Source organism: Streptomyces recifensis, assembly GCF_002154615.1.
In the GTDB taxonomy this organism is placed as follows: domain Bacteria; phylum Actinomycetota; class Actinomycetes; order Streptomycetales; family Streptomycetaceae; genus Streptomyces; species Streptomyces griseoluteus.
The window spans coordinates 1-16,863 of record NZ_MUNH01000233.1; the positions used below are offsets into that span (position 1 = coordinate 1).

Here is a 16,863-nt window from a genome sequence, read left to right on the forward strand (position 1 = left end):
GCACCGCGTAGCCCGGCCGGGCTACGCGGTGCCGTGGTCCGGGGCGGACACGCCCTCGGCGGTGCGTATCGCGTCCCGGTAGGTGCGGGCGGCCGCTCTCAGGGCCGCTTCCGGGTCGACGCCCGCCTGCTCGGCGCGGGCGGCGAGCTCCAGCAGTTCGTACCCGATGCCGTCGCCCTCGGGCAGCGGGACGTCCAGGCCGGCGGTGCGGACGCGGGAGGCCAGCTTGGCGGCGAGGGCGAGGCCGGGCTGGCCCAGGGGGACGCCCTCGGTGACGGAGCTGCGCTGCTTCTCCTCGGCCTTGGTGCGCAACCAGTGCGCCTTGACGTCCTCGGGGGTCTCCGCCTCCTCCTCCCCGAAGACATGCGGGTGACGGTGGATCAGCTTGGCGACGATGCCTCCGGCGACGTCGTCGATGGAGAAGGGGGCGTCCGCGTCCTCCTCGGCGATGCGGGAGTGGAAGACGACCTGGAGCAGCACGTCGCCCAGCTCCTCCCGCAGCTCCTCGCGGTCACCCGCCTCGATGGCCTCGACGAGTTCGTACGCCTCCTCTATTCCGTACTTGGCCAGGCCCTCGTGGGTCTGCCGGGAGGACCAGGGGCACTCGGCGCGGATGCGGTCCATGACCTGGACGAGGTCGAGGAGGCGGGCGCCGGGCAGGTCGTAGGAGGCGGGGAGCAACTCCAGTTCGGGCATCTGCACCCGGCCGGACCCGGCGAGCCGGGCGAGGCCGTCGGTGAGGGCGGGCTCTCCCTCACCGGTGGCGACGACGACCACCGTGCGGTCGCCCGCGCAGGCGTCGACCAGTGCCTCGGCGGTGGGCGACGCCTCCGTCACCGCTATCCCGGCCTCGCGCAGATACGGCACCTGCGGATGCGCGCCGTCCGCGCACAGCACGGCGTCGGCGGAGCGCAGCGCCTGCCAGGCGGGCCAGGAGAGCAGGCCGGGGGCGACGCGGTGGCTGGTGGTGAGCAGGACGATGCGGCCAGGGGCGGAGGCGGAGCTGTTTGCGTTCACGATCCGAACGTAACCCAGGACGCGGAAGGACGGGCCGGGTTGTCCACAGGGGCGGAAGAGTCCTGTGATCGTATGACCGACGCGCCGCGCGAGGCCGGAAACCAGCAGGTCACCGGCCCCGCCCCGGGCGTACCGCGCTCAGGCGCTCTGTGCCGCCGAGGCGTCTCGCAGCCAGGGCGTACGGGCGTCGACCCGGCTGCTCTTGGCCACGTCCCACGCGCCGTAGCGGGGGTTCACGTCGATGTGGAGTTCCTTGGACGCCTTGGAGAGGGCGTTCCAGAACGCGGGCTGGCTGGTGTCGGTGCCGAGCTTGGCGGCGAGCTTCTGCGCCTCGATCTGGAGACCGAGGTTGGCGTCGAGCCGCTCCGGGGCGATGCCGTACTTCTGGAGCCAGGCCGACCGGAGCTGCTTGGCTCCGCCCGCCTGCTTCTCCAGGTCGGCGTGCATCCGCTGGATCTCCTTGCGGGTGACCGTGACGCCCTGGTCGCGCGCGGCGCGGTGCAGTACCTGGTCGAGGACCATGTTGTGCAGGGTGTCGCGGGTGAGGCTGCCGGTGGAGGCGAGGACCTGCTGGTACTGGGCCTGGTCGGTCACCTCGGCCCGCTGCGCCGCCCGAACCTCGTTCACCCGGCCCTCCAACTGCGCCACGGTGATCCGCTGCCCGCCGACGACGGCCGCGGCGCCCGGATGCGCGTCGCTTCCGCAGGCGGTCAGGAGCGGGGCCGCGGCGGCGATCGCGGCGGTGAGGACTAGCGCGGTGCGACGGCGGCGGAGCAAGGGGAACCTCCTGAGGAGATTGTGCGACGGTGCACAAAGTCTTGCGGTGATCGATGTTAGGCAGCCGTACTGCTCCGGCCAACCCATTGGACCAACGATTCACCACGAGTTCGGGCACCGCCGCCGGTGATTCCCGCGCCGCGTGGTCCCGCCAGCTCCGCTAGCTCCTCGCGTCGATCGCCCGCTCGACGGCACCCGCGACCTCGCCCCGCAGACCGTCGCCGGTGTGGAGCAGGGACACGTTGCCCCCGGAGTGGCCGCCGCCGATCAGCACGAAGCCCGTCTTGCCGTACTTGGGGGCGGCCGCTGCCGCGACGGAGACCTCGGGGCCGCCGACCGCGACGACGACCTCGCAGGACCCCTGGAGCATGCCGTTGAGGAAGGGGCGCGCGTTGCCTGCGGTCTGCTCCCCTATGACCTGCTGGTAGCTGACCCGCGCGTGTGTCCTGAGAGAGGCGTCCTGCATGCCCTGCCAGACGGTCGCGGCGGGCGTGCCGGCCATGATGCCGTCCTTACCGGTGAGCAGGCAGGCGTCGGTCTCGGTGTAGTGCCGCGCGCGGGTGTCGGGGACGGTAGGCCGGTCATCACCACCGAACAGGAAGGCGCACACCACGACGACCGCGGCAACGAGAGCCAGAGCCCCCGCGGCGATCGCGATCGTGCGCCTGCTGAGGGAGCGCAGCCAGGTGACGACAGCGCGGCCGAAGCGGGCGATCCCCGCCTCCTGCTGCCGCGTCACCGACGGACGCGACTGGGTCACCTGTCGGACCTGCTTGGCCACGGACTACCTGCTCTCCTGCTCGGCACGGGTTCTACGGCTGCTGACACGTATCCACGATGCCGAAACCGGTTGGCACCGTAGCCGACGGCCGTCCGGCGCCCAGGAAAGGGGCCGCCATGAAAATCACAAGAGTCGCTTACGGAACAGCAAACCTTGCGAGCCGGCGGGCTGCGCTCGGGTGACGCGTTCGGCCAGGGTGGCCGTCCGGACCGCCCGTCGGTTCGCGTCAGCGGACGGCACGGATCGGCGCGCAGGGCGGCCCTTCTTGCCCGATCCGACGAAGGTGTCGGTACGGGCGTGGACGAACGCCTTGACCGGGTCACCGGAGGCAGCTCCACGGCACGCTGCCTCCGGATCAAACGCCCTACGGGCTTACGCCAATGCATCCTCGTCGCGCAGGATTTCAGCGCCCGGAGAAATCGATCACCATGCGTTGCTGCATATCCAGCACACGTCGGCAATTGGCATTTGCACGTTCAGCGTCCGGAGTGACTCTCGGAATGCGCTCTTCGTTGAGGATTGCCTCATAGCAAGACGAGAGGACACCCAGGACCTCCCGGCTGCCCAGCGGGCGATTCCTCAAGCAATCAGCATACTCGGACACAGCCATTACGAGCGCCGCAAGGCCCGGCGCCGGGTCTTCGTCGACCAGCGCATGAAGCCCGTCGAAGAACGCCTCTTCATCTCGAACTGCGACACTGGAACCGGGATCACCCAAGTTCGCTCTGAAGTCCCGCAGGGCGATCCCGACAAAGCTCACGGTACGAGCGGTGAACGATGTTTCGAACGAGGGGCGAAAGCTTTCCACTGTGCCCTCGATGCAACTGAGGGCCAGATCCCTTCGCTTCTCTTCGGACATACCGGAGATCGGCGAGGCCCAGCTTTCACTTTCATAATCCCAGAGCAGCATCGCTACCTCTCATCGTGAACGGGACAAGCAGCCCTGGGCGGGCGACACACACTTTGTACCCGCCCGCCCAGAACCAGTCATCCCCTAACGTTCCCACGGAGGGATTCTAGCTTGTTCAAAACCTTGAATCTTCGGAAAGCCGGCCACTCGAGCTGCGCAATCCTGTCTGTTGGCACGACAGAACGGGCGTGAGGCTGCCATCATTCCTTCGTCCGACAGAGTGCCGTCCTCCACTGCGTTCAACATGATTTGCTCCGCATCGGTCTGGAGGCCCGGCACTATGTGCTCAACACCATTGATGCGCTCGTATCCAAGCTTCTCCGCCAAGGCTCGCATTTCAGGCGTAGTCGCATTGTTGCTCACAGTGTAGACGGAGCGTCCGCCCAGCTGACCCGTGGCCACAGTAATGCCTTGATCCGCCTTCTTGTTTCCGGTGGTGGGTGGCTTTTGCGGATTACGGATTCCAGCGTCATGCAGCGCTTCAGCGTGCCGCTTCAACTCCTCCGGGGTGCGCGGACACTCAACGTTGTCGTTGTGAATCAGGACCGGAGTGTCGCCAGCCTCCACGTAGTACGTGTGGAGGGTTCCGATGGTCAGGTCGTAAGTCGTGGTGTTCGCGTGGTGAAGGCGGACACCGGTGACCTGGGCCGTGCCGGTCGGCGTCTGGAGGACGTCGCCCGGGTTGAGGTCCCTGGCTTCGACGAAGGCCGACTGGGTCTCGTCGTAGAAGGGGTGGTGGAAGGTCGTCGTCAGGTGCGCTGCCGACGGCGCCTTGCGGACCGCAGCCACCGGGGACGTCGCCGGGTGGGTGCCGGCGTGGCCGTGGCCGGCCGACAGCGCTCCCAGGACGGCGGCTGAGGCCGCCAGGCCGAAGGCCGCCTTGCGGGCCGCCTTCTTGGCCAGGGACATCGCGCCGGCCTTCACCGATCGCTTGCCACCGCTCTTCTTGATCGCCAGGTCCACGAAGTCGTGGTCCGTGTGCGTGACGATCACCGCGGTGACCTTGTGTTCCTCTGTGCCCTTCGCACCGGGCACCGAGTTGGCGATCGTGTCGCCGACCTTGACGTGATCGATGGCCTTGGTCGTGCCGTCGGCCATCAGAACCCGCGTGGAGCCGGTGAAGCTGTGCGGAATCGGGCAACTGGCGCCCTCTTCCGCCGGTGCCTCGTCCGAGTGGGACTGCGCCTTGGTTCCCGACGCCTCCGACTTCGCCGCTGCCGCGGCTTCGTCCGTCGCGTCGGCCGTGGCCGACTCGCCGGCTTCCGTGGCTCCCTTGCCGAAGAGGCCGCCTGCGACCTCCAGAGCCTTGGGGGCCGCCTTGGCGAGGATCTTGCCGCCGAGTTCACCGAGGGCTCCGCCGGCCGCGCCGGTCACCGCGCCCTCGACCGCCGAGCCCGCGAAGGCGCCGACGCTGCAGTCGTCGCCACCGTTGTCCGCGCACTTGAAGCCCTGTTCGACCAGGGCGCCCGCCGCACCGGCGACGGCCGCGCAGCCGATGGAGCCGATGCCGGCCGTGAACGCCTCACAGCCCGCGAAGACCGCGGTGGAGACCACGATCGACGTGATCGCCGCGGCGTGGTTCTTGACGAACTTCGCCGCCGTCTTCGCCGCCTTGACCGTGGCGTGGTAGGCCGTGCGGGCGGCGTGGGCCACCGCGTGCGCGGCCTTCCTCACCGCGTGGGCGACCTTCTTCGCCGCCTTCTTCACCGCGTGGACCACACGGTGCACGGCCTTGCGCACGGCGTGGTACGCCGAGTGCACCGCGTGGACTATCTGGTGATACGCGCGTCTGACGTGCCGGGCCGCGTAGTGGTAGACGCGACGCACGGCCCGGACCGTGGCGTGGTAGACGTCCCGCACATGGTGCGCGACCTTGTGCGCCACGTGCTTGACGGCGTGGACCACCTTGCGGGCCACGTGCTTGGCCGCGTGGTAGACCTTGTGCGCCACGTGTTTGACCGCGTGGGCCACGTGGTGCACGGCCTTCTTCGCCCCGCAGACCACGTCGTACCAGGAGCAGTTGCCCGACTCGTCGGTGCCCGCGAGCGGGTTGTCGTCGACGTAGGCGAACGGGTTCGCCGCCACCGAGTTCGGCACCGCGTCCAAGGACATGCTGTCCTTGTTGAGGAACTGCCCGGTGCCCGGGTCGTACCAGCGTGAGGCGGTCCCCACGTCGCCCGTGCCCGGCTCGGTCCAGCCGGACTGGAAACCGAGGTGGCCGGTGACCGTGTCGGTCGGCGAGACCACCTTGCCCAGCGGGTCGTAGGAGGCCGAACCGGCCAGCGCGGTCGCGCCGGAGGTGAAGGTGCCGACCACGTCGTCGTGCTGGTCGGTCAGGGCCAGCGCCCCGGCACCGCCGCCGGCCGGCTTCACGCCGACCACACCGCCGCCCGCGTCGTGGGTGTAGGTGAAGTCGCCGTCCGAGGCGATGGTGTTGTCGGCGCCCGAGTAGGCGAAGGTCCGCGTCAGTCCCCCGGCCGAGGTGTCCCGGTCGGTGATGTTGCGGCCCATCGCGTCCAGGTTGTACGCCTGGTCACCCGCGACGATCTGGTCGCCGAACGCGTCCGTCTTGTACGCCAGCGTGCCCGACGCCGACGACTCCTGGGTCATCGCGCCGCGTGCCGAGTAGTCGTAGGTGTGGACGCCGTCGGAGGTGAGCTGGTCGCGCTGGTCGTACGTGTAGACGTCCGAGCCCTTGCGGATGCGGTTGCCCGAGGCGTCGTACGCGTATGTCGTGCTGGTGGAGCCGTTGTTCCACGACGTGAGGCGGTTCGCCCAGTCGTAGCCGTAGGTGTTGGCGGACGCGCCCGACACGCCTGTCGTCGCCTTCGACGTCAGGTTGCCGTTCTTGTCGTAGCCGTACGTGAAGCTCGCCAGCGTCGACGCGCCCTGGACCAGGGTGTCGGTGGTGAGTTCGTGGGCGGTGTTGTAGCCGAAGGTGCGGGTCTGGCCGGTCGCACCGTACTTGACGGACTTGAGCTGGTTGAGCTGGTCGTAGGAGTAGGTGAGCTGGGTGCCGGTCGCCGCGTCGTTGAGCGAGGACAGCCGGCCCGCTGTGTCGTAGCCGTAGGACGTGGTGCCTGACGCGTCCGTGCGCGAGGTCATCGCACCGTCGTTGTTGTAGGCGAAGCTGGACGACCCGGCCGAGCCGGATGTGGTGAGTACGTCACCGCGGTCGTCGTAGGTGAACGCGTCGTGTGTCGCGCTCTGGTGATCGGCCGCGCCGGCGGTACCCGCCTCCGCCGTGTCCGCCGACAGCACGCGGCCGTCGGTGTCGTAGGAGAAGCTGCGGGTGGCCGTGACCGCGTCCGCGCCGGAGCCGGACATCGTCTTGAGCTGACCGTTGCCGTCGTAGGTCATCGACGTGGTGGTGCCGCCCGGCAGGGTGGCCGTCGTCGCCTGGCCGTCCGCGTCGTAGGCGAAGGTCGTGGTCGAGTCGGCCGCCGAGGTGAACTTCGACGTGGTCGGCTCGATCACCTTCTCCTGCTGGCCCCACGGTGTGTACGTGTAGCGCCAGGAGTTGCCGCGCCCGTCGGTGAACCGGGTCCGGTGACCCGCCTGGTCGTAGCCGAAGGTCGTGGTGATGGACGTCGTGGCGTCGACCGGCTGCGTCTCCTGGGTGATCGTCCCGGCCGCGTCATAGGTGAACTGGCTGGTGTGACCGTTGGCGTCGGTGGCGGCGGTCATGTTGCCGACCCCGTCGTAGCTCTGCGACGTGCTCCAGAGCTGGGTGCCGCCGGCGTCGTAGGAGTGCGTGGCCGTCGGGTCGCCGGACGCGTTGTAGTCGGTGGTCGTGTAGGTGCCGTCCGCCAGGGTCGTCTTCGCGGGGTTGCCCTCGAAGTCGTAGGCGTACCTGGTGGTGTTGCCGGCGCCGTCGGTGACCGAGGTGACGTCGCCCGCGCGGTTGTAGGCGTACGTGGACGACACACCGCCGGGGCTGGTGGTCGAGGCGACGTGCGCGCCATAGGGGTTGCCGGTGGTGACCGCGTAGGAGTTGGTGGAGGTGAGCGTCCGGGTCGACGGGTAGCGCTCCAGGGTCGTCTGCGTCAGCGGACGGCCCATGAAGTCGTAGGTCGCCTGGGTCTGGGCGCCGGTCGGGTCGGTCGCCGAGAGCTGGTCACCGGCCGTGTCGTAGACGGCATGGGTCTTGGTGCCGTCGGGCGCGGTGGTCTGGACGACGTCGCCGAGCTGGTCGTACAGGTTCGACGTGGTCTTGCCGCCCGGCGTGGTGACGGAGATCTGGTTCCCTTCGGAGTCGTAGGTCCACACGGTGGTGCCGGCGTTGGGCTGCGCGGCTCCCGCCGGCGTGTAGGACGGCAGGGTCTCGGAGACCTTGTTGCCCTCCGCGTCGTACGCCGTGTTGGTGACCAGCTGGTTGGGGTCCTTCTCCTCGACGGCCTCGCCGAAGGTGTTGAACCCGGACGCGGTGACCGGACGGACGGCCTCGGGGCTGGTGCCGTCCTTCTCCGACTGGACCGCCGGGGCCGTGGTGAGCGCGAGGTTGCCGGCCTCGTCGTAGGCGTAGTCGGTGGTGTGGTTCTCCGCGTCCGTCATCGACGACGGGAGGCCACGCTTGTCGTAGGCGTACTTGGTGGTCTGCGCGGTGGAGGAGCCGACCGTGCCGCCGGTGCGGCCCTTTCCGTAGAGCGAGGAGATCTCGGTGGCCGACAGGGCCCGCTGGTAGACCTGCACGTTGGAGACACCGCCGGGCAGGGCGTCGCTGTCGGCGCCCGCGTACTTGGCGCGGCCCATGGTCAGCGGCCCGGTGGCGGCCCACGGGGTGCTGTTGGTGCCCGCCGTGCCGGACTGGCTGCCGTTGACGTACAGCTTCATGGAACCGTTGGAGGCGTCGTAGACACCGACCACATGGGTCCAGGCACCGACGGCGGGAACCGCGGTGGAGTACGCCGCCGGGAACGTCGGCCCGGCCGCGTCCTTGCTGGTGTCGTCCAGGCTCCACAGCGGCGATCCGGCGTGCGCGTAGTTGTACTGCAGCATGAACGCGCTGTTGGTGGTGCCGTTCTGCGCCACGATGGTCGCGTTGCGGGTCGGCAGCGAGTTCATCTTGACCCACGCCGACACGGTGTACGAGGCGGTGGTGTCCAGCACCGGGCCGTTCGTGGCCACACCCTGCGCGGTGGACGTCCCGGCGAGACCGGCGGACGAGTCGGTCCAGGTGACGTTGCTCGCCTGGCCGGTGTTGCCGGTACCGGAGGAGTCGGTCACCGAGGTGCCCGAGCCCTGGTCCAGCTTCCACCAGCCCGCCGGATGACCCGAGGCGTCCCCGTACAGCGTCTCGCTGAGCAGGTTGCCCATGTCGTCGTAGGTGTTGGTGGTGGTGCGGTCGTAGCCGGAGGCGTCACGGTCGGTCTCACTGGCGACCTGGTCGTCCGGCGTGTAGGAGACGGTGCTCACCCGGTCCACACCGGTCGGGTCCAGCTCCGTGGAGGTGGTCCGGGACGCGGCGTCGACGGTGTACTTGGTGACCGTCTCGCCGTTGTCGGAGGTGGACTGGAGCAGGTTCCCGGCCGCGTCGTAGGTGTCCGACTCCAGCACGTAGGTGCTCTGTCCGTCACCGCTCTTCTTCGTGACCGTCGCGGTCAGCCCGTCGTCGGTGTACGTGTACGCGGTGACGTTGCCCATCGCGTCGGTGATCGACGCGAGCCGGCCCGACGGGTCGTACGCCCGCGAGGACTCGGTCAGCAGGGCCGCGGGCTGCGGGTCGGTCGGGTCGCCCGTGTACATCAGGCCCTGCGTGAGCAGGTTGCCCTCCGCGTCGTACGTGTACCGGGTCTCGTTGCCGGCGCTGGTGACCTCCTTGGTCTTGTTGCCCGAGGTGTCGTAGCCGTACGTCGTGGTGTTGCCGTAGCTCGCGCCCGCTGCCACGTTGGCGTCCGCCTCGGTCGCCACGTGGTCGTAGGCGTCGTAGGTCCACGTCTGCGTGCGCGGCCGGTCGCCGCCACTCGCGTCCGACACGGTCTGCGAGGTGGTGTTGCCGTCCTCGTCGTAGACCGTGGTGGTCGACGCCCGGTGCGTGGCGCCGCTGACCCGGTCGGTGATCTGCGGGTCGTCCTCCTTGGTCACCTGGCCGGCCGCGTCGTAGGTGTACGTCGTGGTCAGGCCCGCCGGATAGGTGTCGGAGACCACGTTCTGCGTGCTCACCTGGCCGACACCGTCATAGGTGTAGGAGGTCACCAGTCCGATGCCGTCCGTGGTGGACGCCACGTCACCGTTCTTGTTGTAGGCGACCTGGTTGACCGCGCCGCCGGGACTGACCGTCTTCACCGGCAGTCCCGCGGGCACCACACCTCCGTCCGCGGCCGGGTAGGTGGCGGTGCCGTCGCTGTAGACGGTCTGGGTGGTCCGCCCGTTCGGGAAGCCCGGCACGGCGGGACCGGTGATCGCGGTCTGGTTGCCGGCCGAGTCGTAGGTGTAGGTCGTCAGGTAGGTGTTGTCACTCGCCGACGCGGAACGCCCGTCCCGCTCGGTCAGCAACTGGTCGTTGCGGGGGTCGGCGGTGGTGAGCTGCGCGGTCGTGTCGTCCGGGTAGTACGTGTAGTACTCGGTGTTGCACTTGTTCGCCGCCTGGTCCTGGCAGGACGTGGAGGAGACGATGTTGCCGCGCACGTCATGACCGGTGACGGTCATCGAACCGTTCGGGTCGGTCACCGTGTGCTCGAAACCGGACGTGTCGTAACCGAAGCTGGTCGTGTTGCCGAGGGCGTCGGTCTCGCTCAGCAGACGGTTGCCGTGGGTGACGTCGTACGTGTAGCCGATCGTGGCGTTGGCCGGCGTCGTCACCGTCACCGTCTTCACCGGCAGCAGGCCGGTGGAGTTGAGCGCCGCGTCGTACTGCGCGTCGACGTCGTCCGCGGTGAGCTGCGAACGGTAGACCGCGGCCTCGGCGATCGAGCCCTTGAAGTAAGTGGCGTAGCCGGTGTTGTCCGTGCTGCTGCTGTGCGACTCGTCGGGCCAGTTGCCGCCGAGGTAGCCCGCGCCCACGTAGGTGTAGGGCTGGCCGCCCATCGCGGCGGTGCCGCTCTGGGTGCCGACCAGGTTGCCGTCCAGATAGAGGGACTGGCTGGTCGCCGACGTGGAGAGCACCACATGGTGCCACTTGTTGTCGGTGACCGCCGACGTGGTGCCCAGCGGCTTGGGTGATCCGCCGGAGAAGTAGAACTCGCCGTACAGCTTGCCGCTGCTGCCCACGTAGAGGATGGGCGTGTAGGCGGTCGGGGTGGTGGTGCCCAGCGGGTCCTTGGAGGCACCGGCGAGGACTCCGCCCGCGGTGGCCGTCTTGAACCACATGTCCACCGACTCGGCGCCGGTGCCGGGAATGGTGCCGTTGGGCAGCGTCACCTTGGAGGACGTGCCGTTGAACGCGCCGGTGGTGTGGTCGCTGAACGGACCGGCCGAGCCCAGCGTCACGGACGAGTAGGTTCCCGTCCCGCCGCGTACCTCGTCGAGCGCCGTCGAGGCACCGGCCGACTCGCCGAAGCGGTAGTACTGGTTGGGGGCACCGCCGAGGACCGCGCCGCGGTAGGTGTTGCTGGAGCCGGTGATGGTCGCCGGGTTCAGCTTCCACACGCCGCCGTTCTCGTCGGTCAGCTGGGTGACGCGGGCGGCGTTGGTGTCGTAGGTGATGCCGGCGAACGCCTTGCCCGACGGACGGGTGACGGTGGTCAGCAGCGGCGACGCCTTGGTGGCCGCGGTGTGGATGCGCGACACCTGGTCGGCGGTCAGCGCGTCCGGGTAAAGGGCGACATCGGCGATGGTGCCGTTGAAGTAGGTCGGGAAGCCCTGATCGCTCGTGGTCGAGTAGTGGGGCTCGTCCGGCCAGGTACCGCCCAGGAAGCCGGCACCGATGTACGTGTGGTTCTGCAGCGCGCTGTGGTAGCCGTTGCTGTAGGAGATCATGCCCGAGCGCGTGCCGACCTTGGCACCGTCCAGGTACAGGGTCTGGAGCGAACCTGCACCCGCGAGCACGACCTCGTGCCAGGCACCGTCGTTCACGGCGGAGGAGCTGACGATCGGGGAGACGCCGGTGCTGTTCCAGAACTCGGCGTTGAGCTTGCCGTCCGTGCCGACGTAGATGCCGGGCGTGTACTGGCCCTGGGCCATGGTGTAGCTCAGCGGCAGTGTGGAGTAGGAGAACAGCACGCCCGGGGCCGTGGTGGTCTTGAACCACATCGACATGGTCTGCTGGTTGGAGCTGGAGACCAGGCTCGGCGGCAGCTCCGCGTAGGAGGAGGTGCCGTTGAACTTCGCCGCGGTCGCGGTGGACCCGGCCAGCGGTCCGGCCTGCCCGAGAGTGACACCGCTGTACGTGGCGTCGTCCGTGCCCTCGCCGTCACCGGCCGAGCTGGCGGCCGTGGTGCCGCTCGCCTCGTTGAACTGCCAGAGCTCCGACGCCCCGGCGTTCTCCGCCTCGGTGCGGAACTGCGAGCCCCCGGTGTAGCCGTACGTCGTGCACTTGGTCGTCGACAGCGGCGAGCAGACCTTGCTGAGCTGGTCGTTCGTGTAGCCGTACGTCCAGGTCTGCGCGCTGGAGGAGTCCTTCGGGTCCACCGGGTCGGTGACGACGGTCGCCACGTGGGCCGCGGTCGCGCCGGTGGGCGTGGACCAGGTCAGGTTCAGGGACCGTCCGGACACGTTGGACTTCATCCTGGTGACGTGTCCGGACGTCCAGGTGAGGTCCACCGAGCGGTTGTCGGCATCCTTCACCGACGAGATGCCGGACACACCGGTGGCCAGGGGCTGGGCGAAGGTGTAGACGGTGTCGTCCTTGTCGGTCAGCGTGTAGCCGGCCGGGGAGGTCTGCGCGCGCAGCATGGCGAAACGGCCGGAGGGCGCGGAAAAGGTGCCGTCGGAGTTCTTGCCGAAGCCGACCTCGGACCCGTCCGGGTAGGTGACGACGACACCGGTCAGGGCACCGGCCGCGCTCTTCTGTTCGGTGACCTTGGCGTCGAAGATGCTCGACCAGCCGGCACCGAACGCGCCGGATATCCGGAAGTCGCGGGAGTTGTAGTCACGCTCGACATCGAGGCTCGGGCCGACGGTGGAGATCGACGCGTCCGTGTCGGAGGTCGTGTAGTTGCCGATGGTGGCGTCGTATCCGTGGTCACTGCTGTTCTGTGACAGCTCCGAGGTCAGGAACGGCTGCGGCACCTCTGTCGTCAGCGCGGAGGAGGGAGAGACCGTGGAGTACTTGGTTCCGTCGTATGCCTGTGCGGTCCAGGTGTAGGAGGTGTTCCAGGCGAGCTTGGCGGACGGCACGGTCCAGTTGGGCGTGGTGACCAGACCGGAGTCCGCGACGAGGGTGCCGGAGGCGCTGTAGACCTTGAAGTCGTACTTCTGCGCCACGGGGTTCTGCTGGAAGTCCGCGAACGCCTGGAGTTCCGGGGTCAGCGTGGAGATCGAGGAGTTGTTCGCCGGGAAGGTCGCCTCCACCATCGGGGCGACATCACCGGTGTAGTCGTACACGATGTACGGCTCGTCACCGGGGTAGGCCATGGAGCCGAACTGCTTCCAGTGCAGCGCGTCCGTGGTCGCGGCGTAGATCGCCAGGCCGTGGTCCGCGGTGGTGCCGCTGGCCCACTTCTGCATCGCCGCCGTGTCGAGCGGCACCGTCACCCAGTCGCCACCGGACTGGTCACCGGTGGTGTTGGCACACGCGTTGGTCACCGTGGGGGTGACACTGCCGATCGAGGCACCGTGCGCCGGGCCGGGATAGGTCATCGGGTCGGTCGGGTCCCACGCGGCCGACACCTGCGCGACGTTGAACGCCTCCGGCGTACAGGTCGAGGCCCATATGTCGTACAGGTGCAGGTTGGCCGAGACGAGGGAGACGCCCGAGCCGTCGAAGCTGTCCCGCCAGTCCTGCACGAACGAGATCGCGGAGTGCGACCCCGAGTCGTAGGAGCCGATCTTCAGGGTCTGCTCCTGGGACCGGTCGGCCACCGGATAACCCGACTCCGTGTACGTGCTGTGCACGTAGTCCCAGACCGAGGTGTCCGGGTCCACCGTGACCGGGAACTGCCGCGCCTTCGCGTGCAACCACGCGGGGTTCAGCGTCATCCGCAGCGCGGGCTCACCGTGCACGGTGATCAGCTCGTACGACACCGCGTGCGTCGTCGCCCGCTCCCCCGACACCTTGTCGATCTTCGAGTCGAAGGCGTAGGCCGACGGGATCGAGGCGACGCCCTTGCCGTCGGCGCCCCGCAGGTCCACGCCGCCGGACGTGTTCAGTTCTGCCGTCAGCCCCCGCAGGTGGAGGGGGAAAACCCAGGAGTTCGCGGCCTTCGCCGAGTGCAGCACCAGCGCCTGGCGCAGACCCACCGACGTGGACGTCAGCTCCAGATCGGTGCCCGGGAGCACCTCCGGGTAGGCGACCGTCGACCCCTTGGCCACGCCGGGGACTTTCGCCGCCCCCTCGAGGGCGAACCCGACGCTCTTGCCGTCCTTGCCGAACGAGGCGAGATCCTCGTCGGCCGCCTTCGGCGCGAAGCCGACGTCCACCGCGTTGGACTTCTCGTCCCAGCGGCCGTCAGGACCACGGGCGAGGGCGGTGTCGATCTGCTGCCATTCCCCTTTGGGGTCCTTGTAGTTCAGAGGGAAGGGGGACACCTTCCGGCTGAACGAGCCGTCCGCATTGTGGTAGTAAGTCGTCTTCTGCGTCGACCGGCCCGAGACCCGCTTGCTGGTCCGGGGGTTGAACCCATGGAACGAGGCACTCAAGCCGGCCTTCGCCGACGCCTTGTGCGCCTTGTAGGCACCCAGCTCGCCCCGGCCACGCCCCGGCTTGTGACCCGCGCCCCGATGGGCACGGGTCGCGCCGGCCGGCACATGGTGCCGCTTGCCGGCCGCGGTACCGGTCTGCTGATGCGGCAGTTTGCCCCAGTGCGGATCGGTGAACCAGGAGGCCCACGAGGACAGACTGGCGCTCGGCAACGTGACGCGACCGAGTTCCAGGCCCTCCGCGAGGGCCTGGTCGGTCGTGAACATGAGTGCGAGCGCGGTGAGTACGACAACGGCGACAGACCGCCGCAGACGTTGAGCACGCCGTGCGGGTCTAGGTCGACTGAGTGGCCTGGTAGGCACGGGTGCGACTCCAGCGATCAGTAAGCGACAGATAAGCCCACTGATCTTGCCGTTGTGAACACCCTGTGGACAGGCGCGAGGGGCGATCTTGCGCAACTCTTGAACGCCGCTTGCTCAACCCGGCCAGTTTGTCGATAAATATTCCTTTGCAGCTTGTGAACAACTTTGCCGTCACATGAGCCAGTGCGAACCGACCCAACACATGTTCGGTGAACGAGTGATGACGGTCCGTCCTAACGAGCCCTGAAACGGGACGGGGCGTTGGTGGGGTTGCCGCCCGTGGGGAGTTTCTGGGCGGGGCAGGAGGCGAGGATCTTCTTCATCGCGGACTTCTCGGCCGAGGTGACCCAGAGGTCGTACTTCTTCTTCACGGCGACCTGGGCGGCGACGTAGGTGCAGCGGTACTTCTTCTGCGGGGGGACCCAGCTCGCGGTGTCGCCGTCGCCCTTGCCGCGGTTGGTGCTCGCGTCGACCGCTATGAGGTTCAGCGGGTCGTTGGCGAGGGCTATGCGCTTGCTGCTGTCCCAGTACTTGGCGCCCTTCTGCCAGGCGTCCGAGAGGGCGACGACATGGTCGATGTCGACCAGGCTGCGGCCGCGCCGGTAGGTGACCGTCTTGCCGGAGTAGGGGTCGGGCTCCAGTACGCCGAAGGTGACCTTGCACTTGCCTCCGCTGAACTTCACCTCCTTCAGGTCGCGCTTGAGGATGTCGTCACGGGTGTCGCAGGAGTTGGAGTCGGTGTCGGCCCAGGCGCTGCCGAAGCGCTCACGGGAGTAACCGGTCTTCGGCGCACGGCCCTTGACGTCCAGTTGGTCGACAGCGCTCAGGGCGGCCCCCTTGGCACCCGTCGGCTCCGCGCCGGAAGAGCCGTTGACCTCTTCGGCCTTGCAGCCCGTCACGACGGTCATCACGGCCATGGCGGTGACAGCCCCGCCCCACAGACGCTTCACGTGCGTCCCCCTCGTTCGCCCTGGTCCGTCCGCGGACGCGGGCGGAGAGATCCGCCCTCCACCGTAACGGCCGCGCCGCGCTTGATGGAGAGGAACAGAAGGGGCGTACAGGGTTGTTCGGGGCCCTGCGCGTCTGCCGGTTCGTGCGCCTTGCTCAGACCTTGCCTATGCCCAGCGTCGATTCGGACGGGAGCAGGCCGGAGGAGAGGACCGCGACCCAGTGGTCGCCGAGGAGGTCACCCAGGCGGTCGGCGGCCGCCCGGCCGAGGGACTGCCACGGGGCGGCGGCCAGGCGGTCGGTGTGCTCCTCGACGCGACGACGCAGGGCGCGACCCTCCTGCGTGGCTGTGCCGTCCGGCTCCAACAGGCCGCGTGCCGCCAGGCGTTCGCGCGCGGCCGCCCACTCCTCGCGGCTCCAGCCCCGGCTTTCGAAGCGCTCCACGGACGCGGCACCTATCGCCGCGAAGGACACCAGGGCTTCCACGGGGTCTAGCCCGGCGACGAGCAGGGCGGACAGGTGGCCGTCGCCCCGGTGTTCCCGCAGGATCGTGGCCGCGTGCCACAGCTGGAGGTGCGGGGCCTCGGGCCAGGGGAGTTCGGCGTTGGCCGCCGCCAGGGGGCGGCCCTCGGTGCCGGCCGACTCCGCCGCACGGCGGGCCAGGGTGGCGGCTTCGGCCAGACTCGGCCCTTCGACGGCGGCACCGAGTAGGGCGCGGTAGGCGCGGTCGATGCCCCGCAGACGGGCCGCCAGCACTTCCCGGGGCCCGGCGACGCCCCACGCCCCCTCCATGTGCCGGGCGGCCATGCGCGGACTGAAGCTGTAGAAGGCGGAGGTCACCCGCTCGGCGCCGACCTCTCCCAACGGAGCGGCGCGCGACGGGAAGTACGTCGGCCAGCGGTCCTCGGTGCCGTACCCGAGGGCGGCCATCTCCTCTTCCACCTCGGGTGCGTAATACAGCAGAGCGTGGAACGGCTCCAGCAGGTGCCAGAGCTGGCGTACGCGGGCCGTCTCCACCGCCTCCGGTGTCTTCTCGGACATGCCGGTCTCCTCCCCCGGACGCGACCGCCGGCCGGCCGCCGTCGACTTGACACTGACTAGATTGCCGGAGCCGAGAGAACTTGTCAATGACTAGATTCCGCGTACTCTGGTGCCATGAGCCCCTCGAACTCCACGTCCGCGGACCGGCGGACGTACCACCACGGCGACCTGCGGCGGGCCGTGCTGTCCGCCGCGCTCGACGTCATCGCCGCCGAAGGACCCGGCGCGCTGAGCCTGCGCGACCTCGCCCGCCGCGCCGGGGTCTCGCACGCGGCGCCCGCGCACCATT

Annotated in this window: 8 protein-coding genes; 1 reads left to right on the forward strand and 7 read right to left on the reverse strand. The window is 68.9% G+C overall.

The annotated features are described in order from the left end of the window. Nucleotides 1–21: 21 nt before the first annotated feature. The 7 genes from CCN33_RS14020 to CCN33_RS14045 all read right to left on the reverse strand — a co-directional run bounded on the left by CCN33_RS14020 (nt 22) and on the right by CCN33_RS14045 (nt 16,574). Nucleotides 22–1,017: a nucleoside triphosphate pyrophosphohydrolase gene (locus CCN33_RS14020; RefSeq protein ID WP_086693964.1), complete on the reverse strand. Its 996-nt coding sequence runs from the start codon at nt 1,015–1,017 to the stop codon at nt 22–24. 138 nt (nt 1,018–1,155) lie between these two features. Continuing rightward, a complete protein-coding gene (locus tag CCN33_RS14025; protein ID WP_167387849.1) occupies nt 1,156–1,794 on the reverse strand; it encodes a SurA N-terminal domain-containing protein in 639 nt (212 codons plus the stop codon). A gap of 160 nt (nt 1,795–1,954) precedes the next feature. Next, nucleotides 1,955–2,575 carry a hypothetical protein gene (locus tag CCN33_RS14030; RefSeq protein WP_086693966.1) on the reverse strand — a complete coding sequence of 207 codons (621 nt, stop codon included), beginning with the start codon at nt 2,573–2,575 and terminating at the stop codon, nt 1,955–1,957. 403 nt (nt 2,576–2,978) lie between these two features. Continuing rightward, on the reverse strand, nt 2,979–3,485 hold the full coding sequence (locus CCN33_RS31595) for a hypothetical protein (protein ID WP_140394542.1): 507 nt from the start codon (nt 3,483–3,485) through the stop codon (nt 2,979–2,981). A gap of 84 nt (nt 3,486–3,569) precedes the next feature. After that, on the reverse strand, nt 3,570–14,489 hold the full coding sequence (locus tag CCN33_RS14035) for a LamG-like jellyroll fold domain-containing protein (RefSeq protein ID WP_086693967.1): 10,920 nt from the start codon (nt 14,487–14,489) through the stop codon (nt 3,570–3,572). A gap of 329 nt (nt 14,490–14,818) precedes the next feature. Then, nucleotides 14,819–15,535 carry an HNH endonuclease family protein gene (locus CCN33_RS14040; RefSeq protein WP_244173798.1) on the reverse strand — a complete coding sequence of 239 codons (717 nt, stop codon included), beginning with the start codon at nt 15,533–15,535 and terminating at the stop codon, nt 14,819–14,821. A gap of 154 nt (nt 15,536–15,689) precedes the next feature. Further along, nucleotides 15,690–16,574: an SCO6745 family protein gene (locus CCN33_RS14045; RefSeq protein ID WP_086693968.1), complete on the reverse strand. Its 885-nt coding sequence runs from the start codon at nt 16,572–16,574 to the stop codon at nt 15,690–15,692. Nucleotides 16,575–16,688: 114 nt separating this feature from the next. On the opposite strand from CCN33_RS14045, the gene CCN33_RS14050 reads away from it, so the two are divergent. After that, the coding region (locus tag CCN33_RS14050; protein ID WP_140394543.1) for a TetR/AcrR family transcriptional regulator at nt 16,689–16,863 on the forward strand (175 nt) is incomplete at its 3' end.